General features: G+C 72.1%; 25 protein-coding genes. All 25 read right to left on the minus strand.

What is annotated here, in order from left to right:
• Window positions 1-320, minus strand: a 320-nt coding sequence (locus ACIA6C_RS31830; protein WP_399281135.1) for an S-adenosylmethionine synthetase N-terminal domain-containing protein, incomplete at its 3' end; no start/stop codon positions are given.
• Window positions 321-426: 106 nt separating this feature from the next.
• Entirely contained in the window at window positions 427-1,167 is a 741-nt protein-coding gene (locus ACIA6C_RS31835; RefSeq protein WP_399281137.1) for an SDR family NAD(P)-dependent oxidoreductase, read from the minus strand.
• Entirely contained in the window at window positions 1,167-2,000 is an 834-nt protein-coding gene (locus ACIA6C_RS31840; RefSeq protein ID WP_399281139.1) for a BTAD domain-containing putative transcriptional regulator, read from the minus strand. The genes ACIA6C_RS31835 and ACIA6C_RS31840 overlap by 1 nt, the downstream gene beginning before the upstream one ends.
• Before the next feature lie 114 nt (window positions 2,001-2,114).
• Window positions 2,115-5,966 (minus strand): amino acid adenylation domain-containing protein, encoded by a 3,852-nt coding sequence (locus ACIA6C_RS31845; protein WP_399281141.1) that lies wholly within the window; start codon window positions 5,964-5,966, stop codon window positions 2,115-2,117.
• A gap of 292 nt (window positions 5,967-6,258) precedes the next feature.
• On the minus strand, window positions 6,259-7,200 hold the full coding sequence (locus ACIA6C_RS31850) for a ribose-phosphate diphosphokinase (RefSeq protein ID WP_366081319.1): 942 nt from the start codon (window positions 7,198-7,200) through the stop codon (window positions 6,259-6,261).
• A 14-nt stretch (window positions 7,201-7,214) separates the two neighbouring features.
• Entirely contained in the window at window positions 7,215-8,312 is a 1,098-nt protein-coding gene (locus ACIA6C_RS31855) for an alkene reductase (protein ID WP_399281143.1), read from the minus strand.
• Window positions 8,313-8,395: 83 nt separating this feature from the next.
• Entirely contained in the window at window positions 8,396-9,340 is a 945-nt protein-coding gene (locus ACIA6C_RS31860; RefSeq protein ID WP_361138355.1) for a pseudouridine-5'-phosphate glycosidase, read from the minus strand.
• Between the two features lie 10 nt (window positions 9,341-9,350).
• Entirely contained in the window at window positions 9,351-9,584 is a 234-nt protein-coding gene (locus tag ACIA6C_RS31865) for a tautomerase family protein (RefSeq protein WP_361138356.1), read from the minus strand.
• A 138-nt stretch (window positions 9,585-9,722) separates the two neighbouring features.
• Window positions 9,723-10,631 carry an EamA family transporter gene (locus ACIA6C_RS31870; protein ID WP_361138357.1) on the minus strand — a complete coding sequence of 303 codons (909 nt, stop codon included), beginning with the start codon at window positions 10,629-10,631 and terminating at the stop codon, window positions 9,723-9,725.
• A complete protein-coding gene (upp, locus tag ACIA6C_RS31875; RefSeq protein ID WP_366081318.1) occupies window positions 10,628-11,296 on the minus strand; it encodes a uracil phosphoribosyltransferase in 669 nt (222 codons plus the stop codon). The genes ACIA6C_RS31870 and upp overlap by 4 nt, the downstream gene beginning before the upstream one ends.
• Window positions 11,297-11,400: 104 nt before the next feature.
• On the minus strand, window positions 11,401-12,096 hold the full coding sequence (locus ACIA6C_RS31880) for a phosphoribosylanthranilate isomerase (RefSeq protein ID WP_399281146.1): 696 nt from the start codon (window positions 12,094-12,096) through the stop codon (window positions 11,401-11,403).
• A 256-nt stretch (window positions 12,097-12,352) separates the two neighbouring features.
• A complete protein-coding gene (locus ACIA6C_RS31885; protein WP_399281148.1) occupies window positions 12,353-12,571 on the minus strand; it encodes a hypothetical protein in 219 nt (72 codons plus the stop codon).
• Window positions 12,568-13,095 carry a nuclear transport factor 2 family protein gene (locus ACIA6C_RS31890; RefSeq protein WP_399281149.1) on the minus strand — a complete coding sequence of 176 codons (528 nt, stop codon included), beginning with the start codon at window positions 13,093-13,095 and terminating at the stop codon, window positions 12,568-12,570. Before ACIA6C_RS31890 ends, ACIA6C_RS31885 begins: the two co-directional genes overlap by 4 nt.
• Before the next feature lie 35 nt (window positions 13,096-13,130).
• A complete protein-coding gene (gene rfbH / locus ACIA6C_RS31895; RefSeq protein ID WP_361138365.1) occupies window positions 13,131-14,435 on the minus strand; it encodes a lipopolysaccharide biosynthesis protein RfbH in 1,305 nt (434 codons plus the stop codon).
• 62 nt (window positions 14,436-14,497) lie between these two features.
• A complete protein-coding gene (locus ACIA6C_RS31900; RefSeq protein WP_361138366.1) occupies window positions 14,498-14,731 on the minus strand; it encodes an acyl-CoA carboxylase subunit epsilon in 234 nt (77 codons plus the stop codon).
• A gap of 200 nt (window positions 14,732-14,931) precedes the next feature.
• The gene (locus tag ACIA6C_RS31905; protein ID WP_399281152.1) at window positions 14,932-15,885 is read right to left on the minus strand and encodes an ACP S-malonyltransferase; all 954 of its coding nucleotides are present in this window, start codon (window positions 15,883-15,885) and stop codon (window positions 14,932-14,934) included.
• Between the two features lie 23 nt (window positions 15,886-15,908).
• Window positions 15,909-16,736 carry a 4'-phosphopantetheinyl transferase family protein gene (locus tag ACIA6C_RS31910; protein ID WP_399281154.1) on the minus strand — a complete coding sequence of 276 codons (828 nt, stop codon included), beginning with the start codon at window positions 16,734-16,736 and terminating at the stop codon, window positions 15,909-15,911.
• On the minus strand, window positions 16,733-17,095 hold the full coding sequence (locus ACIA6C_RS31915) for an acyl carrier protein (protein ID WP_399281156.1): 363 nt from the start codon (window positions 17,093-17,095) through the stop codon (window positions 16,733-16,735). The genes ACIA6C_RS31910 and ACIA6C_RS31915 overlap by 4 nt, the downstream gene beginning before the upstream one ends.
• Window positions 17,096-17,106: 11 nt before the next feature.
• On the minus strand, window positions 17,107-18,549 hold the full coding sequence (locus ACIA6C_RS31920; RefSeq protein ID WP_399281158.1) for an MFS transporter: 1,443 nt from the start codon (window positions 18,547-18,549) through the stop codon (window positions 17,107-17,109).
• Window positions 18,550-18,685: 136 nt separating this feature from the next.
• Window positions 18,686-21,043 carry an SDR family oxidoreductase gene (locus ACIA6C_RS31925; protein ID WP_399281160.1) on the minus strand — a complete coding sequence of 786 codons (2,358 nt, stop codon included), beginning with the start codon at window positions 21,041-21,043 and terminating at the stop codon, window positions 18,686-18,688.
• 2 nt (window positions 21,044-21,045) lie between these two features.
• Complete coding sequence (locus ACIA6C_RS31930) at window positions 21,046-21,993, minus strand: aromatase/cyclase (RefSeq protein WP_399281162.1); 948 nt, start codon at window positions 21,991-21,993, stop codon at window positions 21,046-21,048.
• 44 nt (window positions 21,994-22,037) lie between these two features.
• Entirely contained in the window at window positions 22,038-22,826 is a 789-nt protein-coding gene (fabG, locus tag ACIA6C_RS31935; RefSeq protein ID WP_361138382.1) for a 3-oxoacyl-ACP reductase FabG, read from the minus strand.
• 105 nt (window positions 22,827-22,931) lie between these two features.
• Window positions 22,932-23,207: an acyl carrier protein gene (locus ACIA6C_RS31940; protein WP_329203030.1), complete on the minus strand. Its 276-nt coding sequence runs from the start codon at window positions 23,205-23,207 to the stop codon at window positions 22,932-22,934.
• Between the two features lie 119 nt (window positions 23,208-23,326).
• The gene (locus ACIA6C_RS31945) at window positions 23,327-24,544 is read right to left on the minus strand and encodes a ketosynthase chain-length factor (RefSeq protein ID WP_361138385.1); all 1,218 of its coding nucleotides are present in this window, start codon (window positions 24,542-24,544) and stop codon (window positions 23,327-23,329) included.
• Window positions 24,541-25,809, minus strand: a complete 1,269-nt coding sequence (locus tag ACIA6C_RS31950; RefSeq protein ID WP_399281164.1) for a beta-ketoacyl-[acyl-carrier-protein] synthase family protein — start codon at window positions 25,807-25,809, stop codon at window positions 24,541-24,543. Before ACIA6C_RS31950 ends, ACIA6C_RS31945 begins: the two co-directional genes overlap by 4 nt.

Genomic DNA, 25,809 nt, shown 5'->3' on the forward strand with positions numbered 1-25,809 from the left:
ACACCCTGGGCGATGTCCGGGGACTGCGCGCCGATGGACACCGACACGCCGCAGGAGGCGCCGTCGAAGCCCTTCTTCGAGGAGTCGTAGCCGATCTCCAGGATCTTCGCGCGGACGAGCTGCGCGATCGGCGCGTACGCCTTCGTCGTCACCTCTCCCGCGATGTGCACGAGACCGGTCGTGATCAGCGTCTCGACCGCCACGCGCGAGGTCGGGTCCTCGGTGAGGAGCGCGTCGAGGATCGTGTCGCTGATCTGGTCAGCGATCTTGTCGGGGTGGCCCTCGGTCACGGACTCCGAGGTGAACAGGCGACGGGACACGGGCGGATTCCTTCTGTGGTGTGGGCGGGAGGCGACAGTCTCCGACCCCTCTGGAGATCCACTCGAAAAACGGAAGCGGCCCTGCCCAGGAGCGGGGTGTTCCGCCTCACCAGGCCAGGCCCCCGTTGACCTCCAGAACGTGCCCGTTGACGTAGGCACCGGCGTCGCCCGCGAGGTAGACGGCGGCCTCGGCGACCTCCCGGCCGGTGCCCATGCGGCCCAGCGCCACCTTCGGCGCGTACGTGCTCCACACCGCCTGGTTCTGCTTGAGCAGCCGCCCCATGCCCTCGTCGATGAAGCCGGGCGCCAGGCAGTTGACGACGATGCCCTTCGGCGCGAGCTCCAGCGCGATGACCTTGCTGAACATCTCCACCGCCGCCTTGCTCGCGCAGTACGCGGACGCGCCCGGGGCGGGCCGGCTGCCCAGCGCCGAGGACATCGTGATGATGCGTCCGCTCCCGCTCCGCTCCAGGTACGGCACGGCCGCCTGCACGCAGTGGAAGAGGCCGTTCACGTTCGTGTCGACGACCTCCGCCCAGTCGGCGCCGGCCAGCCCCGCCGCGGGCCCCGGCCGGCTCAGACCGGCGTTGGCCATCAGGACGTCCACCCCCGCGAACCGGTCCGCCGCCGCCTCCATCAGGGCGCGCACCGATTCCGGGTCGCGTACGTCGGTCTGCCGGAAGACGGCGCGGCCGTCCAGGTGCGCCAGGGCCGCGTCCGCCCCGGCCTCGCCGCGCGCGGCGACGACGACCCGCGCGCCCTCCGCGACGAACGCCTCGGTGATCTTGAGCCCGAGGCCCCTCGTCCCGCCGGTGACCACGGCGACCCTGCCCTCCAGTGCCCCCATCAGGTACCGGTCCGCACCGCGAACCGCTCGCCGCCGGCCCGGGGGGCCGCGGCGGCCGGCGGCCCGGGGACGCGCCGGGGGGCGGGGCTCAGCAGCCGGGCCTGGAGCTGCCGGAGTTCCGGCGAGGGTTCCATGCCCAGTTCGTCGGCGAGGATCCGGCGGACGTTCTGGTAGGCCCGCATGGCCTCCGCGCGCCGGCCGGCGGCCACCAGGGCCGCGATGAGCCGGCTGTGGAACCACTCGTTGAGCGGGTAGTCGTTGGTGAGCTTGCGCAGCTCGGGGATGGATTCGCGGTTCAGGCCCAGCTGCTCCTGCGCCTCGATCCGGATCTCGAAGGCCCGTACGCGCAGCTCCTCCAGGTGCACGAGGTGGCCGGCGAGCACATCGCCGACGGGATGGTTCGACAGGGCCGGCCCGCGCCACAGGTCGAGCGCCTGCCGGACGCTGCGCAGCGCCGCGCCCGGGTCCGCGCGGCCGAGTTCCGTGCGGGCCTGGGCGACGAGCCGTTCGAAGACGCGGATGTCGATCTCGGCGTCGTCGGCGAGGATCCGGTAGCCGGGCGGGCTGGTGACGATCAGGGAGCGCCCGGCCGGCACCAGGTCCTGGCTCACCAGCATCCGGCGGGCGTGGTACACGTACGTCTGGAGGGTGGTGACGGCGCTGCGGGGCGGTGTGTCGCCCCACAGCTCGTGGATGAGCGCTTCCGCCGTGACGATCTCATGGGGCCGGGTGAGCAGCAGCGCCAGTGTCTGGCAGACCTTGGGGGTCCCCGGCCGGTACACCCGTCCGTCGTCGGAGACGATCTCGAACGGGCCGATGAGATGGAAACGCATGGGAGGTGGCTCCTCGTCAACAAGACGGCGGCGGCGGCCGGACGGCCGCCGACGGACGGGGCCGCCCCGCCGGATCGCTCCGGCGGGGCGGCCGTCACCGCGGGTTCCGCGCCGTCACTCCTCGCCGAGCAGGTAGCGGATGTGCTTGACCAGCTCGCCGATGTCCTCGCGCAGCAGGCTGTAGTGGTCGGCGTCGAGGTCGATGACCGTCGGCGGCTCGGCCGAGTAACCGCTGCTGTTCTCCAGGAACGAGTAGTCGTCGCCCACGGCCTTGAAGATGCTGATCGGCGCCTGGAGGGTGCGCTCGGCCAGCTCGTGGAAGGAGTACTCGAACTCGTACGTCTGGCCTACGACCGAGATGATCCGCCGGGCGAGTTCGACGTCGATGCCCTTGAGCTCGCTGATGAACTCGGCGAAGGACGCCTCGTCCGTCACGGTCTCCAGGCACTTCTCCAGGTCCGGACCGGAAATGGTGCCGGTGAAGACGGAGAAGAGGATCGTGGTGTAGCCGCGGTTGGCGAAGGACGCCTCACGGCCCCACACCTTGCCGTTCTCGGCGCGCACCTTCGGGGAGCCGGGCGCGATCAGGAACAGGTTGTCGACCTTCTCGCCGGCCTGCTCCAGCTGGTAGGCGGTCTCGAAGGCCACGCGGGCGCCGAAGGAGTAGCCCCACAGGGTGTAGGGGCCGGTCGGCTGGAGCTCCTTGATGGCCTCGATGTCCGCCTTGGCCATCTCGACGATGGTCTCGTACGGGCTCTCGCCCTCGTTGATGCCGTGCGACTGGACACCGTAGAACGAGCGGCCGAGGCCGATCTCGCCGGCCAGGGTGCGCAGGTTCATCGGGTAGCCGCCGAGGCCGGGCCAGCAGATCACGGGCTTGGCCTTGCCGGTCTCCGCGTGCAGGCGCACCAGGCGCGAGGACTCCTGGGCGACCTCCCGCTCCAGGCGCCGGGCGAGCTTCTCGACGGTCGGGGACTCCAGGACGCTCTGCAGCGGCAGGGAGACGCCGAGCCGGGAGTTGAGCTCGCGGATCAGGCCGACGGCGATCAGCGAGTTGCCGCCGGACTCGAAGAAGTCGTCCTGCACGGAGACGTTCTCGCGCCGCAGGGACTTCGCCCAGATCGCGCTGATCTCCTTCTCGGTCTCCGTGCGCGGGGCCACGAAGGGCCGTTCGACGAGTTCGGCGTTGACCTGCTCGGAGGCGGCCAGTGCCTTGACGTCGACCTTGCCGTTGGCGGACAGCGGCATCCGCTCGAAGACCACGACGCGGTTCGGGATCATGTAGTCGGGCAGGAAGCTGACGAGGTCGTCGCGGATGAGCTCGGCCGGACCGCGCATGTGGACGCTGTCCTCGCGCATGCCCTCGTGGCCGACCTGCTCGTCGCTGATGCGGCCGCCGACGAAGAAGTACATCGGGCCGCCCTCGACGCCGTTCGCGGCGAGGACGGAGTCCATGCGGCGCGAGGCGGGCAGCGGGTTGCCGGTCTTGGAGCTGTAGCCGGAGGACATGAAGCCCAGGTTCAGCCCGTTCATCATCAGGTGCTGGAGCTTCTTGCCGAGGGCGATGTAGTGCATCCACTCCTCGGGGGCGCGGCTGTACACGCTGATGCCGAAGCTCGCGGCCTGGTACACCGACTGGTTGATCGCGATGACGTGCTTCTTGAGGACGATGTCGTCCGAGAAGTGCGTCAGCTCGCCGTCCGCGTATCGGTACAGGGCCTCGGGCAGGTCCGCGATCTTGCTGCCGTGCGTCTGGACGTAGACCTCGGCGTGGTCCTCGCGCGGGCCCGCGTGCGGGACGAGCTCGAAGGTGCCCAGGTAGTAGTCCTCGTCGGCGACGTCCAGCAGCTCCCGGACGGCCGGCTCGTAGGCGCGGTCGTGGATGTCGAGGCCGTAGGACGGCAGGATCTGCTCGAACAGGCCGACCATGTGGCCGGTCTCGATCTCCAGGACTTCGAGGATGTTGTTCTTGTAGACCGGCTCGATGCCGCTCTTCTTGCCGATGAAGTGGATCTGCGCGGTGGGCTTGCCGGTGGCCTCGCGCTCGCTGATCAGCACGAGCTGGTGGCGGACCGGCTGGTAGTAGTAGTAGCCCGGCCGGAGCCCGCCGACGCCCTCCAGCTCGAAGTACATCTGCGTCGCGTACAGCGCGCCCGGGGAGGCGTAGCCGTACTTCGGCAGCAGCCGCTCCTCGCTGACGAACTGGCCGAACCAGCGCAGGATCTGGCCCAGTTCGGCGGGGGCCAGGTCGGCCGCCTTGCGCGAGTAGCCCGCGGTGACCTTGGCGCCGAGGAGGTCGAGCAGGTCGGCCCGGGTGACCTCGCCGCCCTCGTAGAAGCGGTAGGTCTTGCGGGCGAAGACGCGGGCGCGCTGCTCGGGGGTGGCCTCGGCGCCCGGCAGGTCGTAGGCGGGGCGGGCGGCGAGCTCGGCGTCGTCGCGCAGGCCCGGGTTGGACAGCTGCGCCTTGACCTGGAGCTTGCTCTTCTTCGAGGCGTGGTGGGAGCCGTGGTTGCCCTGGTCCATCAGGGCGGCTTCCTTCTCGCTCAGCTCGACGCAGGCGATCAGGTTCTGGAAGCCGGTACGGCTGTCGTTCTTGACGATGACGGCCGCGTTGCGGACCCACTCGTGGTTCTCGATCGCGAGGGAGATCTCGTCGAGTTCGACGCGGTAGCCGCGCAGCTTGACCTGGTTGTCGGCGCGGCCGGCGAACTGCACGGTGCCGTCCGGGTTCCACTGGCCCAGGTCGCCCGTCTTGTAGAGGCGGGTGGGGGCGGCGCCGTCGCCGAGGGGGATCTCCAGGAAGCGGTCGGCGGTCAGGTCGGGGCGGTGCAGGTAGCCGCGGGCCAGCTGGACGCCGCCGATGTAGAGCTCGCCGATCTCGCCGACGCCGACGGGCCGCAGGTCCTTGTCGAGGATGTGGTACTCGGTGCGGTGGACGGGGCTGCCGATCGAGATCGACTGGGGTCCCTCGTCCAGAGCCTCCGGGTCGACGGTGTACGAGGAGGAGTTGATGGTGCACTCCGTCGGCCCGTACAGGTTGATCAGGGAGCGGCCCGGCATCTCGCGGGTGACCTGGATCGCGAGGTTGCGCGAGAGCGCCTCGCCGCCGCTGAATATCTGCTGCAGCGAGGAGCAGGCGTCGAACTTCTCGGTGTCGATGAGCGCCTGGAGCAGCGTCGGGACGCACTGCAGGGTGGTGACGCCGTGCTTGTGGATGGTCTCGATGAGGCCCTCGGGGTCGGCGTAGACGCCGGGGGCGCCCATGACGACGGTGGCGCCGTTGGCCGGGGAGAGGATCTCCCACTGGGCGGCGTCGAAGCTCATCGGGGTCTTCTGCAGGACGACCTTGCTGCGGTCGATGCCGTGCGTCTCGCGCAGCCAGCCGAGCTGGTTGACGACGCTGCGGTGCTCGATCATCACGCCCTTGGGCTTGCCGGTGCTGCCCGAGGTGTAGATGACGTAGGCGAGGCTGTCGGGGTGGGCGCCCTCGGCGGCGGCCGCAGGCGTGCCCACCTCGGGCAGTACGAACGCGTCGGAGTCGCGCAGGGTGACGACGGTGACGTCCTTCGGCGCGAGTTCGCGCAGCCGGGACACCAGGCGCTGCTGGGCCAGGATGATCTTCGCCTGGCTGTTCTCGATCATGTACCGGAGCCGGTCCTCGGGGTACTCCGGGGACAGCGGCAGGTAGGCACCGCCGGCCGACAGGATGCCCCAGGCGCCGATCATCAGGTCGAGCGACGGCTCGACGAAGAGGCCGACGCAGTCGTCCGCCGAGACACCGAGATGTCTGAGGTACTCGGCCAGGGCCGAGCTTCTGGCGGCCAGTTCGCGGTACGTGAGGCTCTGGTCACGGTAGACGACCGCGGTCGCCTCCGGGTGCTCCGCGACCCGCTCTGCGAGCAGGTCCGGCAACGCCTTGGTTCCCAGAAGGGTGGGATCGAGCACGCTGGTCTCCTGAAAGGTCATTTCTCGCTTCCTTACTTCCTTCGTGGAACAGCGGGCGTGCTCGACGCCCGCGCGACCGGGCCGCGCTCCTTGCGGCAGACCCGGTCTGCAGCGGCTCACCGCGGTGCGGACGCCACCCGCAGGCCGGCGGACACTGCGGGGGGTGAGCCGGAAGAGCCGGGCGGCGGCCCGGAGTGAAAGAAACCGACGGACAGGGGACCAGGACCGCTCCCCCGGTGGGGCTGCCGGGGCGGTGCGCCGCGCGCACCGCCCCGGGGTACGGACGGGCCCCCTCGGCCCGCCCGTCCCGGCCCTACCGGTCCTGGAGCAACCGGGTCACCGATCCGTTCTCGAACACCTCACGGGCGGCGCCCGCGATGAGCGGGGCGATCGACAGGACGGTGACCTTGTCCAGTCCGAGCGCCCCGGGCACCGGCAGGGTGTCCGTGAAGACGAACTCGCTGACCCGCGAGTTCTTGAGGCGGTCCGCGGCGGGGCCGGACAGCACCCCGTGCGTGGCCGCCACGATGACGTCCCGCGCGCCCTGGGCGAAGAGGGCGTCGGCGGCGGCGCAGATCGTGCCGCCGGTGTCGATCATGTCGTCGACGAGGACGCAGTCCCGGCCCTCTACGTCACCGACCACCTCGTGGGCGGTGACCTGGTGGGCCACGTCCTTGTCGCGCCGCTTGTGGACGATGGCCAGCGGCGCGCCCAACCGGTCGCACCACCCGTCCGCGACCCGGACGCGGCCGGCGTCGGGCGAGACGACCGTGAGGTTGTCGCGGTCGGCCTTGGCCCCGATGTGGTCCGCGAGGACCGGCATCGCGAACAGGTGGTCCACCGGCCCGTCGAAGAAGCCCTGGATCTGGTCGGCGTGCAGATCGACCGTCAGGATCCGGTCCGCGCCGGCCGTCCTCAGCAGGTCCGCCACCAGACGGGCCGAGATGGGCTCGCGGCCGCTGTGCTTGCGGTCCTGGCGGGCGTACCCGTAGAACGGCAGGATCACCGTGATGCTGCGGGCGGAGGCCCGCTTCAACGCGTCGATCATGATGAGCTGTTCCATGATCGCCTTGTTGATCGGCGCGGTGTGGCTCTGGATGACGAAGCAGTCCGCGCCGCGCACGGAGGCCTGGTAACGGATGTAGATCTCGCCGTTGGCGAAGTCGATCGCCTTCGTCGGGACCAGCGTCGTGCCCAGTTCGGCCGCCACGGCCTGCGCCAGCTCGGGGTGCGCGCGCCCCGAGAACAGCAGCATCTGGCCGGGGCCGCTCACGCGGAACCGGCCTCGGCCTCGGCCTCGGCCAGCGTCGGGTAGTCGGTGTAGCCCCGGTGGTCGCCACCGTAGAAGGTGGTGGTGTCCAGTGCGTTGAACGGGCCGCCGGCGCGCACGCGCTCCGGCAGGTCCGGGTTGGCGAGGAACGCCGCGCCGAACGCGACGGCGCAGGCGACACCGGCCTCGAGTGCCTCGGTGGCGATCTCGGCGGTGACCGGGACGCCCAGGTTCTCCGGGTGCGGGCACAGGATGATGGTGCCGGTCCACTGGGCGCGCAGCGCCTCGGTCTGGCCGCGGTTGCCGCCCTCCAGGACGTGCAGGAACGCCACCGGCGGCAGGGCCGCGACGAGCGCCTCGTACAGGGCGGCGGTGTCGCCCTCGACGATGTCGTTGTACGGGTTGGCGGGCGAGATGCGCACGCCGACGCGGTCGGCGCCGATCCGCTCGGACACCGCCTCGACCACCTCGACGGCGAAGCGGATGCGGTTCTCGATGGAGCCGCCGTACCGGTCGGTGCGCCGGTTGGTGTTCTCCGCGAGGAACTGGTGGAGGAGGAAGCCGTTGCCCGCGTGGACCTCGACGCCGTCGAAGCCGGCCTCGATGGCGTTCTGCGCGGCGTCCGCGAACTCCTTGACGGTGTCCGCGATCTCCTCGACCGTCAGCTCGTGCGGCTCCTGGTACTCCAGCGGGCCCTCGGGGCCGAAGCACTGGCCGGCCGCGGTGACGGCCGACGGCGCGACGGACTGGTGCGCGCTCGGGTACAGGGACGGGTGGCCGATGCGGCCGCAGTGCATGAGCTGGGCGGCGATCAGCCCGCCGGCGCGGTGCACGGCGGAGGTGACCTGCTTCCAGGACTCGGTCTGCTCCTGCGAGTAGAGGCCGGGGCTGTTCATGAACCCCTGGCCGACGACGTTGGGCTGGATGCCCTCGGTGATGATGAGGCCGGCGCCCGCCCGCTGGGCGTAGTAGGTGGCCATCAGTTCCGTGGCGAGGCCGTCGGGGGTGGCGCGGTTGCGGCTCATGGGCGCCATGACCAGGCGGTTGCCCAGGGCCAGCTTGCCCAGGGTGACCGGCTCGAACAGCTTCTCGGACATCGTGTGTCTCCTCATTGAGGTCATATCGTGGTGCGGACGTACTGCGGCGTGGCGGGGTGGACGGGGCGGAGCCCGGACGGGGTCTAGCGGCCCGCGCGTTCGGCGAGGTGCGCGGCGTGGGCCACGGCCAGCCGGCCCGCGGCCTCGGCGCAGGAGGCGAGGACGGCCATGTTGGCGCGCGCCGAACGCCCGTCGGTGGCCGCGTCCACGGCCCGCATCAGGTACTTGGTGATGCCCTGGCCGGAGACCCCGTCGGCGGTGGCCTGGGCGACGGCGGCGCGGATGGCCGTGTCGACCTCGGTGGAGTCGATGGCGTCCTCCTCCCTGACCGGGGTGGTGATCAGGAAGGAACTGTTGTTGCCCAGCGCCCAGTGCGCCTCGATGGCGCGGGCGATGACCTGCTCGTCGTCCAGGCGGTGGGGTGCCCGGTGACCGCTGGTGCGGCAGTAGAAGGCGGGGAAGTCGTCCGAGCGGTAGGCGACGACCGGGACGCACTGCGTCTCCAGGTACTCCAGCGTCAGCCCGAGGTCGAGGATCATCTTCGCGCCGGCGCAGACCACCGCGACCTTGGAGCGGGTGAACTGGATGAGGTCGGAGGACACGTCCCAGGTCTCCTGCGCGCCGCGGTGCACGCCGCCGATGCCCGCGGAGGAGAAGAAGGGGATGCCCGCGAGCTCGGCCGCCACGACGGAGGACGCCACGGTGGTGGCGCCCAGCCCGCCCTTGGCCAGCACGAGGGGCATGTCGCGGCTGGAGACCTTGGGGATGTCCGGAAGCGAGGCGAAGCGCTCGATGTCCGAGTCCGACATGCCGACGCGGATCTCCCCCGCCTCGATGCAGATCGTCGCGGGTACGGCGCCGCCGGCCCGGACGGCGTCCTCCACCTTGCGGGCGGTGGCCGCGTTGTCGGGGTAGGGCAGGCCGTGCGTGATGACGTTGCTCTCCAGGGCGACGACGGCCGCGCCGTCGTGGAGGGCCTCACGGACTTCCTCGGTGTAGACGACGGGGATGCCGCTGCTTGCGCTCATCGAAGGTCTCTCACTTCTCGTTCCAGTAGCCGGGCGGCTTGACCAGCAGGTCCCGGCGGGCCGCTATCTCGGTGAGGACGTGGGCGTCCCAGTCCTCGGGTTCGACCGGCTCCAGCGAGATCGAGACGGTCTCTTCGCCGGTGGCGAAGGTCCGCATCACCGCGGAGGTGACCGCGTCGTCGATCGCCCGGATCTGTTCGGCCGTGAAGTCTCTCGGGTAGTGCCGGACATGGATGTGGGGCACGGACTCGGTTCCTCTCCTGATCGGTGGCGGACGGGTGGCACACCGAGGACGGGGGAGACCTCGGTGTGCCACCGCCTCTCCCGGCCCCCACCAGGGGGGTTTCGGCGGGGCCGGCAGTTCGGGAGGAGCTCCGGCGCGTCAGGCGTCGACGGGCTCCCGAGCACTGGCCCTGGCCGCCTGCCTCCTGGCCCGGCCCGGACGCGGCTGGGCCAGGATCACGGCGGCGACCACGGTGAGGGCGCCGACGAGCTGGAGCGGCGACAGTGCCTGGTCGAGGACGAAGTAGCCGAGCAGGGTGGCCGCGAGCGGCGAGGCGAAGCTCAGGAACGACACGGCGAGCGCGGGCAGCCGCTCCATGCCGCGGAACCAGATCGCGTAGGCGAACAGGGCGCCGATGATGCCGAGGTAGGCGAAACCGGCGAGGTTCTTGCCGGTGATCGTGTCGGGCAGGCCCTCTCCGATCAGCGCGACCGGCAGGAGCACCAGGCCGCCGACGGTCAGCTGCCAGCCCGTGAAGGTCAGCAGGCCCACCCCTTCGGGACGGCCCCAGCGCTTGGTCAGCACGATGCCGGAGGCCATGCTGAGCGCGCCCAGCAGACCGGCGATGACTCCGGTGGCGTTCAGGCCGGCGTTCGGCTGGAGGACCAGCAGGGCCACACCGGCGGCGCCGAGCGCACAGGCGACCAGGTGGATCTGCTTGATCTTCTCCTTGAGCAGCAGGGCCCCCAGGAGCAGCACGATCATCGGCTGGATGGACATCACCAGTGCCGCGACCCCGCCCGGCAGGTGGTACGCCGCGACGAACAGGAGGTAGAAGAAGGCGCCGATGTTCAGGACGCCGAGGACCAGCGCACGCCACCACCAGATGCCGCGGGGCAGCGTCCGGCCGATGAGTACGAGGATCAGGCCGGCGGGCAGGGCCCGCAGCATGGCCGCCAGCAGCGGGCGGCCCTCCGGGAGCAGCTCGGTGGTGACCAGGTACGTCGAACCCCAGATGGCGGGGGCGAGCGCGGTCAGTGCCGAGTCGGTCAGTGCGCGGCTCTTCATCGGACCACGGCCGAGTCGGTCGTGCCGAAGAAGCGGTCGCCGAAGTCACCGATGCCGGGGATCATGAACGCGTTCTCGTTGAGGCGCTCCTCGACCGAGGAGGTGACAATCTTGACGGCGGGGTGCTTGGCGTGGACCGCCTCGATCCCCTCGGGCGCGGCGAGGAAGTTGACGAACACGATGTTCTCCTCGCGCACCCCCGCGTCGAGCAGCAGGTCGATGGCGGCGTTGGCGCTGCCGCCGGTGGCGAGCATCGGCTCCAGGAGCAGTACCTGCCGGCGCGCGATGTCGTCCGGGAGGTTGTGGTAGAGGTAGTGCGGCAGCTTGGTGGTCTTGTCGCGCTGGATGAGGATCTTGCCGACGCGGATGTTGGGCACGACGGAGCGCAGCTCGTCCACCATCGAGTCCCCGGCCCGGATCACGGGCACGGCGCACAGGTCCGGCGTGAACTTCAACCCCTCGAAGGTCTCGCCGACCGGCGTGGTCACCTTCTGCTTGTCGAACGGGAGCAGATCCAGCGCCGATTCGAGCAGGAGGCGGATGATGCGCCGGGAGTAGAAGACGAAGTCCGCGCGCGAGGCGTCACGGTCTCGGATGATGGTGTGCATCGCCCGCAGCTGGTTGGTCTGCGGCAGCGGATGGACGTTGTGGTGGCCGGTCGCCATGAGAACCTGCTATCTCGTCGGTCGGTGGAGACGGGCTGCGGCCGGGCCCGGTGGGGGGTGCCCCGGGGCGGCCGCAACCACGGGGTCGGGCGGTGCCGTCGCCGTCAGGCGCTCTCGGCCGCGATCTCGGCGAACGCCTTGCGCGACTCGGCCACGAACTTGGCGACCTTGGCACGGTCCTTGCGGCCGTCGGCGCCTTCGAGGCCCGTGTGGGCGTCGACGGCGGCGGGCTTGACGAAGCGGATCGCGTCGGCGACGTTCTCCGCGTTCAGGCCGCCGGCCATCATCAGCGGCTTGGGGGAGCGGCGCACGAGCTCGGCGCTGACGTTCCAGTCGTGGGTGAGGCCGGTGGCGCCCTTGGCGCCGGTGGCCGGGTTGAAGGTGTCGGTGATGAACATGTCCACCGAGTCGGCGACGTCGTCGACGAGCTGGAGCAGCTCCTCGGCGTTGTCCTCCTTCACGACCAGGCTCTTGAGCACGTACAGGTCGGGGCGGTTGGCCTTGAGCTTGCGCAGCTGCTCCGGCTCCACGTCGCCGTGCAGCTGGACGGCCTTGACGCCGAGCTGGGTGGTGAAGGCGCTGATCTCGTCGGCGTCCGTCATGTAGCTGATGAGGACGCCCTCCTGGGGGGCCGTCAGGCTACCGATGATCTCCGTCGCCGACGCCTCGGAGATGTCGTCCTTGCCCGACGGGAGGCGGAGCGGGAACCCGAACCAGTCGACGCCCTCCTCGGCCAGCAGAGCGGCCTCTTCGGCGTCGATGATCCCGGCGACCTGCACCAGATCCTTCACGTCACTCATGTGTATTCCTTTTCAGGGTGAAACCGAATGAACAGAACATTGACGGGCAGTGATACGGAGGACGTGCCCCGGTATGACGGTTTTCGGTACACGTCGCGGGATGCTCTCCAAAAGCCTCGTTGGTACCGATCCGTGGGTCAACGGGGTCTATGTCAGATCCGTGTCAACCTTCCTCACGTCTGTGTCAGAGACGGTCAGGGGCAGCGCAACACGCCTCATGCACAAGGCTGTTGGGCGAAGCTGGGCGAGTGAACGGTCAGCGGCCGCGGCGGGCGGCGCGCCCCCGGACGAGGGCGATCCCCCAGGCGGCCCGGCGGCGCATCAACGTGGACAGGGGCGGCCCGGGGTGGCACGGCGCGGGGTACATCAGCTCGGGGAACCAGAGCGCGGCCCGCTGCCGCGCGTGATCGCGTACGGGTTCCCGTACCGGCTCACGGCGCGCGGGGACGAGGTAGCCGGTGATCCCGGTGCTCACCACTGCACCCCGGTCAGCTCGGGCAGGCGGTCCCCGGCGTCCCACACGACGTGGAAGGAGACGTGGCTCAGCCGCCAGCCGGCCTCCGTGCGCACGGCGCGGGCCCGGCAGTACCCGCCCACCTCGAAGGGCGCGGGGGGCCCTTCGCCGGGCCGCCCTTCGCCGGGCCGCCCTCCGCCGGGCCCGTGGAGGTGCCGGGTGAGCTGCTGGACCCGCAACGTGGCCCGGTCGCCGTCGAGCCGGATGTCGTGGTTGGCGCTGATGTGGTGGGTGCGCGACCAGCGCGCCCCGGCCTCCCGGCGCAGTACGGCGAAGCCCTCGACGCCCGTGCAGGTGCCGACGGGGAAGGAGAACACGGCGTCCTCGGTGAACAGCTCGTCGAACGCCGTGCCGTCGGGGCCGGCGTGGTCCCCGGTGTCGAGGGCGGCGACGTAGCGGTCGAAGAGGTCGCGCAGCTCGGCCCGGTCGCGCAGGACCCGTACTTGCGCCGACAGATCGGCGATCTCGTCGTGGATCGATGGCATGGCCGCTCCTGTTCGGGAATCGGTGGTCGATTCGGTCATGTCCGGGACTGCACGAACTCCTTGACGGAGGCGACGACGTAGTCGAGCATCTCGTCGGTCAGCGCCGGGTAGACCCCGACCCAGAAGGTCTGGTCGGTGACGATGTCGCTGTTCGTGAGGTCGCCGACCACCCGGTGCGGTTCGCCGATGTAGGCCGGGTGCCGGGTCAGGTTCCCGGCGAACAGGCGCCGCGTGCCGATCTTGCGGTCCTCCAGGAAGTCCACGAGGGCCGCCCGCGTGTAGGGCGCCCCGGGGTCCACGGTGAGGGCGAAGCCGAACCAGCTCGGGTCGCTGCGCGGGGTGGCCTCGGGCAGGATCAGGTGGGGCACCCCGTCCAGGCCCTCGCGCAGCCGGCGCCAGTTGCGGCGGCGGGCCTCGCAGAAGTCGTCGAGCTTGTCGAGCTGGGTGAGGCCGAGTGCCGCCTGGATGTCGGTGGCCTTCAAGTTGTAGCCGACGTGGGAGAAGATGTACTTGTGGTCGTAGCCCTCGGGGAGGGTGCCCATCTGGTACTTGAAGCGCTTGAGGCACTTGTTGGTCTCGCCCGGCTCGCACCAGCAGTCCCGGCCCCAGTCGCGCAGCGATTCCACGATCCGCGCGAGCGCCAGGTTCGAGGTCAGCACGCAGCCGCCCTCGCCCATCGTCAGGTGGTGGGCCGGGTAGAAGCTGACCGTCGTCATGTCGCCGAACGTTCCGGTGAGCTGCCCGTCGTACGTGGAGCCCACCGCGTCGCAGTTGTCCTCGATGAGGAACAGGTCGTGGTCGGCGGCGAGCCGGGCGATCTCCGCGACCTCGAAGGGGTTGCCGAGGGCGTGCGCGATCATGATGGCGCGGGTCTTCGGGCCGATCGCCTGCGCGACCCGGTCCGCCGTCGTGTTGTAGGTGCCCAGCTCGATGTCCACGAAGACCGGGACGAGCCCGTTCTGGATGATCGGGTTGACGGTGGTGGGGAAGCCGGCGGCGACCGTGATGACCTCGTCGCCCCGCTTGAGGCGCCGCTCCTCCAGCAGGTGCGAGGTGAAGGCCGTCATGGCCAGCAGGTTGGCGGAGGAACCCGAGTTGGTCAGGTGTGCCTTGCGGTGCCCCAGCTTGCGGGCGAAGCGCGACTCGAACCGGCGCGAGCTGGGTCCGGCGGCGATCCGCATCTCCAGGGCCGCCTCGACCAGCGCCGTGCGGTCGCGTTCGTCCAGTACCGCGCCGGCGGGCCAGATCTCGGTGGTGCCGGGGACGAAGGGCCGGTCGACCTGAGTGTCCTGATGGAACTTCACGGTCTCGTCGAGTACGAGGCCCTTGTGGATGTTCATGACGTGATCCCTTCCCGGCGCTTTCCTGTCGCCGGTCGTACGAAACCTCGGCCGAGGGCCCCCTAGGTCCTCGGGGCGGCGGGGTCGGCCCGCCAGGTGCGCGCGCCGCCGAAGGTGCGGTTGCGCCGGGGGAGGTGCCGGCTCGCGCAGGCCGGCCCGGCGCCCGCCGTGCCTCCGTACTGGCCCTCGTAACCCGCTGCCCGGGCGAGGACGACGGCGGTCAGGGCCGCGAGTTCGTCGGTGTCGGGCCGTCCCTCCACCACGCGGACGAACCGGCCGGGATCATGCCTTCTCACAGGGTGCTCCTCGTCTAGTGCTGTGGCCGGGAAGGTTTGCCGGGTCGCGGTGTTCGGTGCGGTACATCGCAAGGCGGAGGGCCGCGGCTCGTACTGGACGTACCGCCGTGGTCCGACAACGCGGAGAGGTGCCGTGCCGGGCGCCGCGACCCGGTGGACCTTCCCGGCCACAGCACGAGACGGCCCGGCGGGGCCGCTGGTCAGACCGCGGTGTCGCTCGGCGCGTCCAGCACCGAGTCCACCGACAGGGCGGCGGTCCGCGTCGTGTGGACGCGGGCGTCCGGCAGGATGCGCCGGACCAGGCCGCCGAGCACCCGGCCCGGTCCCACCTCCACGAACCGGTCGGCGCCCGAGTCGGCGAGCGTCGCGACGGCCTCGGTCCACCGCACGGGTCTGGTCAGCTGGCCGCGCAGCGCGACGACGGCCTCGGCGGCGGTCTCGATGCGCCCCCCGGTGACGCTGGAGACCAGCGGCAGCTCCGGGTCACGGAAGGCGGTGGCGATCAGGGTCTCGGTGAACTCCGCCTCCGCCTCGCGCAGCAGGCTGGAGTGGAAGGGGCCGCCGGCCCGCAGCGGCCGCACCCGCGCCCCGGCCGCGCGGGCCGCCCCGATGAGGTGGGACACCGCCTCGGCCTCCCCCGAGACCACCGTCTGGCGGGGTTCGTTGTCCCCGGCCACCTCGACCACCTGGTCCGTCGCCGCACGGGACTCGGCGCACAGCCTCGCCAGGTCCCGGCGGCTGAGGCCGATGACGGCCGCGGTGGCGCTGCCGACGCGGTCGCCGACGGTGGCGACGAGTTCGCTGCGCAGCCGGACCAGCCACAGCGCGTCGGTCCACTCCAGGACCCCGGCGGCGACCAGCGCCATGTACTCGCCGAGGCTGTGCCCGGCGACCGCGTCCGGCTCCAGGCCCTCGCCGCGCAGCACTTCCAGCGCCGCCAGGCTCGTCAGGAACACGGCCGGCTGGGCGACGACCGGGTCCTCCAGGTCCCGGTCGGAGCCGTCCCGGCAGATCCTGGCCAGCGGGATCCCGAGGAGGTCGTCGGCGGCGCGGAAGTAGGTGTCGGCGAGCTGCGGACGCCGGGCGAGCAGCTCCCTGCCCATGCCGGCGCATTCGGAGCCCTGCCCGGGAAAGACGAAGGCGGTACGGGTCATCCGGTCACGTCCTTAATCTGCGGTCAACTGGCGAGCGGCGTGCGGTCCGGCCAAGGGGCGGACGCACCGCACACGGAACCTCCGGCGGCCAGCCAGCTGTCGGGAACCCAGCGGACGTCGACCACCGCGGGGGCGGTCCCGGCCACCGCCACGGCGGCGGCGTGGGAGGTGTCGGCGGGGATGCCGACCATGGTCCAGTCGTCCGGGTGCCGGTCGTGGTCGGTGCCGAGGTAGTCCTCGGCGGGTGAGCGGCTCAACCCTGTCCCGAGTCCCTTGAGAAACGCTTCTTTTCGAGTCCAGATCTGGCCGAAGAGCTGCCGGCGGGCCTCACCGGCGGCGGCCTGGGCGATCTCCAGCTGCTCGTCCGGGTGCAGCGCCTTCGAGCAGATGTCGACGGTCTCCACTCCGGGCAGCTTCTCCACGTCGACGCCGAGCGGCACCGTGCCCACGCCGACCAGCGCGACTCCCCCGCTGTGCGAGAGGGAGTAGTGCAGCGGTGGCGGCGGCGGGGACATCGCGGGGCGGCCGTGCGGTTCGCCGCAGCCCGGGCAGGGCTCGCGCATGAAGCGCACGTCCTGCGGCAGGGTCGCCGTGTACCGGCCGAGCAGCCGGCGCACGGCGACGTGGGCGGCGGCGTAGAGCATGCCGTCGGAGCGCCTGATGAAGGCGTCCGTACGCTTGCGTTCCTCCGCGTCCAGTTCCGCGACGGCCAGCGCTTCGGCGTCGGCCCCGGTGGGGCGGCGCACCAGCCACAGGTCGACCCGGTCCGGGGAGAGGGTGAAGTCGGCGTCGGGCAGGCCGAGGTGGTTGACGGTCGGGCGGGTGGCCGGCCGCAGGGTGGTCGTCGTCATGCCGGCACCGCTGCCCCGTGCAGGTGGGACTCCGGGCCGAACTGGCCGACGAGGCATTCGATGAGCTCCTGCGCGCTGTTCGCCGTCAGCAGCCGCTGGAGGTTCAGGTCGACGCCCAGCACCGCCTCCATCCGGTACTGCAGTTCGATTCCGGAGATCGAGCCGATGCCCAGGCAGCCCATCGGACGGCCCGTGGTGTCGACGCGGTGCGGCTCGATGCCGAGGATGCGGCCGAGCTCCTCGCGCACGTACTGCTCCAGCATCCTGGTGCGCTCTCGCCTGCCGACGGTGTGCAGCAGGGTGACGTCGGGCGGACTGATGTGGACCAGCCCGCTGTCCGTCTCATATGTGTGCGACATGTGAAGTGTGGTCATGATGTTTTCCGTTCAGGGCGTACGGGTGTCCCCGTACGCCCGGGGGCGGGGAGGTGGGGAAGTCGGTTCCGGCCGGTCAGGGCGCCGATCGCGACGCCCGCTCCGGTCAGGCCGACGGCCGTGACCAGGGCGAGCGCCGCGCCCCGGTCGGCCGGGTACAGCGCGGCCACGGGGACGGCCGTCAGGGCGGCGCCCAGCTGGACGCAGGTCTGGTAGAGGGCGCCGGCCGGTTGCCGCTGCTCGGGCGGCAGCCCGCCGGTCGCCTGGAGGTGCAGCGCGGTGAAGGCGAGGACGAAGGCGGCGCCGACGCAGCCCGTCGCGGGCAGCAGGTCGGCGAAGCCCGCGCCGCCGGGACCGGCCCGCGGGTAGAGCGCGTAGCCGAGCGGCGCCGCGACGGCCCCCGCCGCGACCGCCCGGGCGGGTCCCAGCCACAGCGCGATCCGGGCCGAGTACAGGGCGCTCACCGCGAGCGGGGCGCCGGCCGGCAGGAAGGCGAGCGCGGTCTGCCAGGGGGTCGAGCCGGCCCGGTGCAGGTCCAGCGAGGCCACGAGCAGGAAGGCCACGTACGAGCCGTTGAGCGTGGCCGCCCCGATCGCGGAGCGCACCAGCGGTGCGTGCCGCAGCAGGCCGGCGGCGACCAGCGGGCGCGGGGAGGCCCGTTCGGCCGCCACGAAGACGGTCCCGCTCAGCAGCGCCCCGGCGAAGGCGGCGCCCGCGCGGGCGGGTTCGCGTCCGGCGCCCACGGCGCAGGAGAGCCCGTACAGCAGCAGCGCCACCGCGGCGGCGAGGGCGGGGCCCGCCACCAGCGCGAGGCGGGTGGCTCGCGCCGCGGGCCGCGGGGCGGGTCCGTCGCGCGGCACGAGCCGCAGGCCCGCGGCGAGCAGCAGCAGTGCGACGGGGGCCGGGAAGGCCAGGGTCCAGCGCCAGTCGACGCCGGTGAGCAGGCCCGAGAGCAGCAGGCCGGCGCAGAACCCGGCGGCGCCGAAGAAGGAGTAGAGGGAGACCGCCCGGCGGCGGGCGGGGCCGTCGGGGACGGCGGAGACGAGGATGGCGAGCCCGGTGGGAGCGGTCAGCGCGACGCAGCCGCCCTTGACGGCCCGGGTGGCGATGAGCACCGCCGCGCTGTCGGTGAGGGCGCCGGCCAGCGAGGCCGCCGCGAAGAGCAGGAGGGCGGCGAGGTAGACCCGGCGTCGGCCCAGGCGTTCGACGAGCCGGCCGCCGAGGAGCACCAGCGCGCCGAACCCGGCGGCGAAGGCGCTGACGACCCACTGGAGCCCGGGCACCTGCAGCCCGAGGCCGTCGCCGATCCGCGGCAGCGCCACGACGGTCGCGGACACCTCCAGGGCGTCGACCAGCATGTTCGCGGAGAGCACGGAGACCAGGGCCCAGCGGGTCCCGCTCCGCCCGGCCCGGGCCGGGGAGGTGTTCGAGGAGTGCATGCTCCCGCTTCGACGTGGGGTGGGGGGAACGTGGAGGGCGGCCCGGCCGGGGAGGGTTCCCCGGCCGGGCCGCCCGTCGCCGGCGGGGCGTGGGTGTGTCACGCCGGCGGCTTCGGGGGGCGGTACGCGGCGGCGGTCAGCCGAGCAGCGTGCCGCCGGTGGCGTCGACGAACGAGCCGGTGATCCAGCGGGCTTCGTCGGTCGCGAGGAAAGCCACCACATCGGCGATGTCCTCCGGCTCTCCGACCCGGTTGAAGGCGGACAGCGCCGCCATCTGTTCGACGGCCTCGGGGATGTCGAAGACCGGGTTTCCGTTGCGGGTGATGCCCGGCGCCACGGAGTTGATGGTGATGTTCCGCGGGCCCAGGGCCTTCGCGAAGTGCAGGGCGAGCTGTTCGAGTGCGCCCTTGCTCATCGCGTACGCGATCTCGTCCGGGTTCGCGAAGCGGGTGAGGCCGGAGGAGATGTTGATGATCCTTCCGCCGTCGGGCATGTTCCGCAGAGCCCGCCGGATCAGGAAGAACGGCGCCTTGGCGTTGACCGCGAAGATCCGGTCGAAGTGCTCGGGGGTGATCTCGGCGGCGCCGGTGCCGCCCATCACCCCCGCGTTGTTGACCAGGACGTGCAGGTCGGTGCTGCCCGTCCGGTCCAGCAGCCCCTCCTCCAGGTCCGCGAAGAGGGCCTCGACGTCGCCGTCGACGCCGAGTTCGGCGCGGATGGCGAAGGCGCGGCCGCCGTCCCGCTCGACGGAGGCGACGACCTCGTGGGCGGCCGCCTCGTCGGTGGCGTAGTGGACGGCGACGAGCGCGCCCTCCTGCGCGAGCCGCCCCGCGACGGCGCGGCCCATGCCCCGGCTGGAGCCGGTGACCAGCGCGGTACGGCCGCTGAGCCGTTCCGTGCCGTTCCTCCTCCTGGCGCCGGGCGAGGCCGCGGCCGACGCCTGCCGCTCCCCCGGCTGCCGCGCCGAGGCCGACGCGGGCTCGGGCAGGGCGGCCGGGCGTGCGGTACGGGGTGACGCGGGCCCGAACCACCGTTCCAGGGCGGCGGTGAGATCCGCCTCCCCGGCGCCGTCCGACCAGACGACGTGGCCGTCGGGCCGGATCAGCAGGGCGCCTGCCGCGCCGTCCGCGCCGGTTGTTCCGTCGGCGGGCAGGGCCGTCGCGAGGCGCACCCGGTCCGTCCAGGGCTTCGCCAGGGCCCGCAGTTCCTCCCGTCGCGCCTCGTCGCCCGGCGGGAGGAGCAGCAGCCCCTGCCCCGAGCGCAGCAGGGCGAAGGTGGTGGTCGTGCCGTCGCCGGTGACCGCAGCGACCCGCGGGGCGCGCAGGCCCAGCAGCGGGCCGTCGCCCGGGCCCGCCTCGTAGCGCACGTCGAGGCCCGAGACGGCCGCGGCGAGGTGGGTGCGTACGTCCTCGTGCGCGGTGAGTTCCGCGAAGACCTCCCGGACGGCGTCGACCTCGGGGCCGCCGAGCAGCAGCAGCGCCTGGGTCCGGACGTTGCTCTGGACCGCCTGTCCGACGGCGTGCCGCTCCTCGTGGTAGCTGTCGAGCAGTTCCTCGCAGCCGTGTCCGCTGAGCAGCGCGGCCAGTTTCCAGCCCAGGTTGAAGGCGTCCTGGAGGCCGAGGTTGAGGGCCTGGCCGCCGATGGGCATCTGCTGGTGGGCGGCGTCCCCGGCGAGCAGGAGCCGGCCGCGGCGGTAGTGCGCGGCCTGGCGGGAGGCGTCGCCGAAGGAGTTGACCCACAGCGGGGTGCCGGAGCCGATGTCCTCGCCGGTGATGCGCTTCCAGGTGTCGGCGAGCTCCTGGAAGGAGGGTGCTCCGGCGCGGGGTGCGCTCCCGTACTCGTGGACCATGACGCGGGTGACGCCGTCGGGGCGCCGGGCGGCGATGACGAGGCCCTGCTCCAGGCGTTCGAAGCGGCGGGCCGGGATGTCGATGCCCTCGACGTCGGCGCGCAGCAGTTCCCGGCCCGCGTCGGTGCCGGGGAACTCGAAGCCGCCCAGGCCGCGTACGGCGCTGTTCTCGCCGTCGCAGCCGACGGCGTAGGCGCCCCGTACGCTCAGCCGGGTGCCGTCGTCGGTGCGCACGTCGGCGACGACCCCGTCCGCGGTGGCGGTCAGCCCGGTCAGTTCGTGGCCCCGCCAGATGTCGGCGCCGAGGTCGGCGGCCCACTGCCCGAGCACTTCCTCCAGGCGGGTCTGCGGGACCTTCCACTGGCCCGGGTAGGGCGTGGGCAGGCGCAGGTCGAGGGGGATCCCGCCGAAGTGGCCGGCGGGGTCGTTCGGGACGTCGGCCAGCCGTTCCAGCAGGCCGCGGGTGTCGAGGATCTCCATGGTGCGGGCGTGCAGGGTGGAGGCACGCGATTCGGTGGTCGGCGCGGTGAGCTTTTCGAGGACCACCACGTCCGCGCCCGCCAGCCGCAGTTCCCCGGCGAGCAGCAGCCCCACCGGTCCCGCGCCCACCACGATCACCTGGGTGTCGGTGTAGTCCCCAGCCATGATCAGTCCCTGTTCTTCTCGGCGTATGCCTTGGCGTGCCCCAGCGTGGCGAGGCTGTTGGTGCTCAGTGCGGTGCGCACGTACTGCCGGGCGTCCTCGACCGTCGCCCGCTCGCCGAGCACCGCGGTGATGTTCGCGGTGTTCAGGGTCACCGTGTGCTGCGAGGAGGCGGCCACGCCCCCGTCGTTCTCGGTGAAGGTCCAGTAACCGGTGTGCAGGGTCATCAGCGCCGGCAGGGTGGTCTGCTTGTAGGCGATCCGGGTGTGCGGGAAGGTGACCCGGTAGGACTTGGTGGTGTGGAGCGACCCGTCCTTGGCGCGGGTGTCCATCTCCAGTTCCTGCAGTCCCGGGGTGTCCTCGGTCAGCCGTACGCTCGCCACGTGCGGCAGCCGCTCGGGCCACAGGCCGGCCTCGTTGACGAAGTCGTAGACGTCCTTCGCACAGCCGTCGACCTGGACCGTGTCCTCGAAGGAGAACGTGAGGTCCTCGGCGGCGTGGGCCAGCTCCAGGTTGGTCTTGAGCGCCGCGAGTTCGGAGCGGGAGTTGCGGTCGACGGCCTCGTCGATCCACGCGAGGTGCGCGGGGTCGTCGTCCACGGCCCGGTAGTCGTGCAGCAGCCTGACCCGCGACTCGCCGGCGGAGAGCTCCTCGATGACCCAGGCGCCGCCCATCGCGGCGACCGGCGGGGCCGGCAGTTCCTGGCGGAAGGTGATGTGCAGGGCGTCCGGGTCCAGGGTGCGGCGGGAGGTCCAGTTCTTGGCCTCGCCGTTGGCGGTGGCCCAGATGCGGATGTGCTCCTCGCCGGCGCCCTCGGCGATGTGGTCGACGTAGATGGTCGGAGGGAAGATCCGGGGCCAGTTCCGGACCTCGGCGATCAACCGGTAGACGGCGGTGGCCGGGGCCGAGACCGTGATCTCGTGCTCGACTTCGCGCAGGCCGGGCTGCGACATGTGGACGGCTCCTTGAGGCTCGGGACGGTTGGGGCGGTTCGGGATCAGAAGTTGCCGAGGCCGCCGCAGACGTTGAGGGCCTGCGAGGTGATGGAGGCGGCGCTGTCGGAGGCCAGGTAGCCGACGAGGCCGGCGACCTCCTCGGGGGTGGAGTACCGGCCGAGGGGGATCTTGGCCTGGAACTTCTCGAGGATGGCGTCCTCGGTGGAGCCGTAGGCGGCGGCGTACCCCTGCCGCACCCGCTGTGCCATCGGCGTCTCCACGTACCCCGGGCAGACGGCGTTGACCGTGATGCCGGTGGGGGCGAGTTCGTTGCCGAGCGCCTTGGTGAAGCCGACCACGCCGTGCTTGGAGGCGGAGTAGGGGGCGCCGAGCACGACGCCCTGCTTGCCGGCGGTGGAGGCGATGTTGATGATGCGGCCGCGGTTCTTCTCGCGCAGGCCGCCCGTGGTCAGCGCCTCGCGGGTGACGCGGAAGACGCTGTTGAGGTTGGTGTCGATGACGTCGTGCCACAGTTCGTCGTCGATGTCGGCGGTGACCCCGCCTCCGGAGCGGCCCGCGTTGTTGACGACGACGTCGATGGGGCCGAAGCGGTCGACGGCGGCCTGGATCCAGGCGCGGACCTCGTCGGTGGAGCGGACGTCGACCACGGCCCCGGAGACGTCGAGGCCCTCGTCCTGGAGCAGCTTGACGGTCGCGGCGACGTTGTCGGCGCTGCGGGCACCGATGAACACCCGGTGGTCCTGGGCGCCCAGCAGCCGGGCGACGGCCAGGCCTATCCCGCTGGTGGCCCCGGTGACGACGGCGACCTTCTTGCGGTCCTGATCCGACATGTGGTTCTCCAAAATGAGCTGGGTGGATCGGGGTGGGGCGGCGGCCGCCGCGGGACGGACGCGGCCGGCCGCCGTGCCTGCACTGGTCCTGCGCGCCGACGCGTCCTACGCGTCCACGAGGGCGGCGGCCCGCAGGGTCTCGTTGACGGCCGCGATCAGCGCGCGGGGCGTGCTGTTGTCGCTGAAGACGTCGTCGTCGAGGGTGATCGCGAACTCGCGCTCGATCCGGCCGCCGGTCTCCAGCAGCGCCAGCGACTCGTAGCCCAGGGACTCGAAGTCGGTGTCGAGGATGTCGCCGTCGAGGTCGATCTCCTCGTCGGCGCCGGCGCCGTCCAGGAGGATGCGCTTGAGGTCGTCGAAGGTGAATTCGGTCTTGGACAAGGTGGGTCCCTTCGTGGGTGGCTGGTGGTACGCAACGGATCCGGCGCTGTGGCCGGGTGGCGGGGAAGCGCCCGCGGCCGTCGGGGGGATGACGGCGGCGGGCGCCGGCTCGGGGGCCGTCAGTCCACGGCGCGGACGATGACCGCGGAGTTGAAGCCGCCGCGGCCGCGGGCGAGGACCACGGCGGTGCGCACCGAGGCGGTCCTCGGGCGTACGGCGACCAGGTCGAGGTCGTATGCGGGCGACAGCTCCACGTTGGTGGTCGGCGGGATCAGGCCCTCCCGCATGGAGAGCACCGCCGAGACGACGTCCACGGGAGCCGCGCCCGCGCCCAGCCGTCCGGTCGTCGTCTTGGGTGCGGTGACCGGGACGCCGCGCGGGCCGAACACGCTGGTGATGGCCTCGGCTTCCTCGCGGTCGAGCCGCTTGGTGCCGGCGGCGTCGGCGAAGACCACGTCGACCTCGGCGGGGTGGCAGCCGGCGTCGGTGAGCGCCGTGTCGATGGCGCGGCGCAGGCCCGGCTCGCGTCCGCTGCCGGGCCGCGGGTCGAAGGTCGCCCCGTATCCGGCGAGTTCGCCGTAGACGGTGCGCGCGCCGCGGGCGCGGGCGCTGTCCTCGTCCTCCAGGACGAGCAGGGCGCCGCCCTCTCCCGGTACGTAGCCGGCCGCGTCCTCGTCGAAGGGCAGGTAGGCGTGCTCGGGTTCGGCGCCGGTCGACATCAGGCCGCCGGCGAGCTGGGCCGCCCAGCCCCAGGGGCAGACGGGGGCGTCGAAGCCGCCGGTGGCGGTCAACCTGCCGCCGGCGCGGATCTGGCGCCTGGCGTGCGCGAGGGCGTCGAGGCCGCCGGCGTGGTCGCTGACGACCACTCCCGAGGGCCCGGACAGACCGTGGCGGATGGAGATCTGCCCGCTGTTGGCGGCGTGGAACCAGGCGAAGGACTGGTAGGCGCTGACGTGCTTCGCGCCCTGGCCCCAGAGCTTGCGCAGCTCGTTGCCGCCGAACTCGACGCCGCCGGAGCCCGCCGCGGTGACCACGCCCATGCCGTACGGGTCGATGTCCCCCGGCGCCACTCCCGCGTCCGCGAAGGCGTGGTCGGCGGCGGTCAGCGCCAGCTGGGTGACCCGGTCGGTCTGCGGTACGAGCCGTCCGGGCAGGTGCTCCTTGGCGTCGAAGCCGTGGATCTCGCCCGCCAGGCGGGAGGGGTAGGAGGAGGCGTCGAAGCGGGTGACGGGGCCGATCGCGTTCTTCCCGACCCGGGTCGCCGCCCAGAAGTCCTCCACGCCGAGTCCGCTCGGGGCGGCCACCCCGATGCCGGTGACCAGGGTCCTGGCACTCATGCGGTCCTCCTGTCGGGGCGGGTCAGCACCATCGCGCTGTGGAACCCGCCGAATCCGCTGCCCACGGTGAGGACGGCGTCGGTGCGGTGCTCCCGCGCGTGGAGCGGGACGTAGTCGAGGTCGCACTCGGGGTCGGGAGTGCGCAGGTTCGCGGTGGGCGGCACCACGTGGTGCCTCATCGCGAGGACGGAGGCGGCGATCTCCATCGATCCGACCGACCCGAGCGAGTGCCCGATCATCGACTTGATGGAGCTCATCGGGATCCGGCGGGCGTGCTCCCCGAGGGCCAGCTTGTACGCGGCCGTCTCGTGGAGGTCGTTCTGCCGGGTGCCCGAGCCGTGCGCGCTGACGTAGTCGATGTCCGCGGGGTGCAGGCGCGCCGCGCCCAGGGCGGCCGTGACCGCCTCGGCCAGCTCGCGCCCGTCGGGGCGCAGGCCGGTCATGTGGAAGGCGCTGGAGCGGGCGGCGTGTCCGGCGATCTCCGCGTACACGTGCGCGCCGCGCCGGCGGGCGGCCGTCAGCTCCTCCAGGACGAACACGGCGGCGCCCTCGCCCAGGACGAAGCCCTTGCGGGAGGCGTCGAAGGGGCGGGAGGCGGTGCCCGGCTGGTCGTTGTACGGGGTCGTCGCCTTGATGGCGTCGAAGCAGGCGAGGGTAATCGGGGTGATCGGCGCGTCCGTGGCGCCGGTGACCATGACGTCGGCGCTGCCCTCGCGGATCAGGTCCGCGGCGTACGCCACCGAGTCGATCCCCGAGGTGCAGCCGGTGGAGACGGTGGTGACGGGGCCCTCCGCGCCGACGACCCAGGCCACCTCGGCGGCGAAGGAGCTCGGCACGAAGTGGTCGTACAGGTCCGGCGAGGCGTAGGTGTGGTCGACCACGTCGAGCCGGCCGTCGTGGCTGACGGCGCGGTACTCGCGGTCGAGCGCGCCCGGGGCGCCGACGCCGGTGCCGAGGCCGACACCGGTGCGGTGGGGGTCGAGCCCGGTGAGGGCCAGCCCGCTGTCGGCGAACGCCTCGCGCGCCGCCACCACGGCGAACTGCGCGGCGCGGTCCATGCGGCAGATCTCCCGCGGGGTCAGCCCGTGCGCCCGCGGGCCGAAGTCGGCCTCGGCGGCCACCCGGGAGCGGAACCCCGAGGCGTCGAAGAGGGTGATCTCCCTCGTCGCGGTGCGCCCTTCGCTCAGCAGGCGCCAGAAGGCCCCGGTGCCGGTGCCTCCCGGCGCCAGCACTCCGACCCCCGTGATCACTACCCGGCGAGCCAC

The organism is Streptomyces sp. NPDC051578, from assembly GCF_044454045.1.
In the GTDB taxonomy this organism is placed as follows: domain Bacteria; phylum Actinomycetota; class Actinomycetes; order Streptomycetales; family Streptomycetaceae; genus Streptomyces.

Excerpts from the sequence above, each read along its gene's own strand:
- ACIA6C_RS31835 (WP_399281137.1), bottom strand. The coding sequence starts at position 1,167 with ATGGGGGCACTGGAGGGCAGGGTCGCCGTGGTCACCGGCGGGACGAGG.
- ACIA6C_RS31840 (WP_399281139.1), bottom strand. The coding sequence starts at position 2,000 with ATGCGTTTCCATCTCATCGGCCCGTTCGAGATCGTCTCCGACGACGGA.
- ACIA6C_RS31845 (WP_399281141.1), bottom strand. The coding sequence starts at position 5,966 with ATGACCTTTCAGGAGACCAGCGTGCTCGATCCCACCCTTCTGGGAACC.
- ACIA6C_RS31850 (WP_366081319.1), bottom strand. The coding sequence starts at position 7,200 with ATGCTGCTGTTCTCGGGGCGCGCGCACCCCGAGCTGGCGCAGGCCGTG.
- ACIA6C_RS31855 (WP_399281143.1), bottom strand. The coding sequence starts at position 8,312 with ATGTCCGAGAAGCTGTTCGAGCCGGTCACCCTGGGCAAGCTGGCCCTG.
- ACIA6C_RS31860 (WP_361138355.1), bottom strand. The coding sequence starts at position 9,340 with ATGAGCGCAAGCAGCGGCATCCCCGTCGTCTACACCGAGGAAGTCCGT.
- ACIA6C_RS31870 (WP_361138357.1), bottom strand. The coding sequence starts at position 10,631 with ATGAAGAGCCGCGCACTGACCGACTCGGCACTGACCGCGCTCGCCCCC.
- upp (WP_366081318.1), bottom strand. The coding sequence starts at position 11,296 with ATGGCGACCGGCCACCACAACGTCCATCCGCTGCCGCAGACCAACCAG.
- ACIA6C_RS31880 (WP_399281146.1), bottom strand. The coding sequence starts at position 12,096 with ATGAGTGACGTGAAGGATCTGGTGCAGGTCGCCGGGATCATCGACGCC.
- ACIA6C_RS31890 (WP_399281149.1), bottom strand. The coding sequence starts at position 13,095 with ATGCCATCGATCCACGACGAGATCGCCGATCTGTCGGCGCAAGTACGG.
- rfbH (WP_361138365.1), bottom strand. The coding sequence starts at position 14,435 with ATGAACATCCACAAGGGCCTCGTACTCGACGAGACCGTGAAGTTCCAT.
- ACIA6C_RS31905 (WP_399281152.1), bottom strand. The coding sequence starts at position 15,885 with ATGACCCGTACCGCCTTCGTCTTTCCCGGGCAGGGCTCCGAATGCGCC.
- ACIA6C_RS31910 (WP_399281154.1), bottom strand. The coding sequence starts at position 16,736 with ATGACGACGACCACCCTGCGGCCGGCCACCCGCCCGACCGTCAACCAC.
- ACIA6C_RS31915 (WP_399281156.1), bottom strand. The coding sequence starts at position 17,095 with ATGTCGCACACATATGAGACGGACAGCGGGCTGGTCCACATCAGTCCG.
- ACIA6C_RS31920 (WP_399281158.1), bottom strand. The coding sequence starts at position 18,549 with ATGCACTCCTCGAACACCTCCCCGGCCCGGGCCGGGCGGAGCGGGACC.
- ACIA6C_RS31925 (WP_399281160.1), bottom strand. The coding sequence starts at position 21,043 with ATGGCTGGGGACTACACCGACACCCAGGTGATCGTGGTGGGCGCGGGA.
- ACIA6C_RS31930 (WP_399281162.1), bottom strand. The coding sequence starts at position 21,993 with ATGTCGCAGCCCGGCCTGCGCGAAGTCGAGCACGAGATCACGGTCTCG.
- fabG (WP_361138382.1), bottom strand. The coding sequence starts at position 22,826 with ATGTCGGATCAGGACCGCAAGAAGGTCGCCGTCGTCACCGGGGCCACC.
- ACIA6C_RS31945 (WP_361138385.1), bottom strand. The coding sequence starts at position 24,544 with ATGAGTGCCAGGACCCTGGTCACCGGCATCGGGGTGGCCGCCCCGAGC.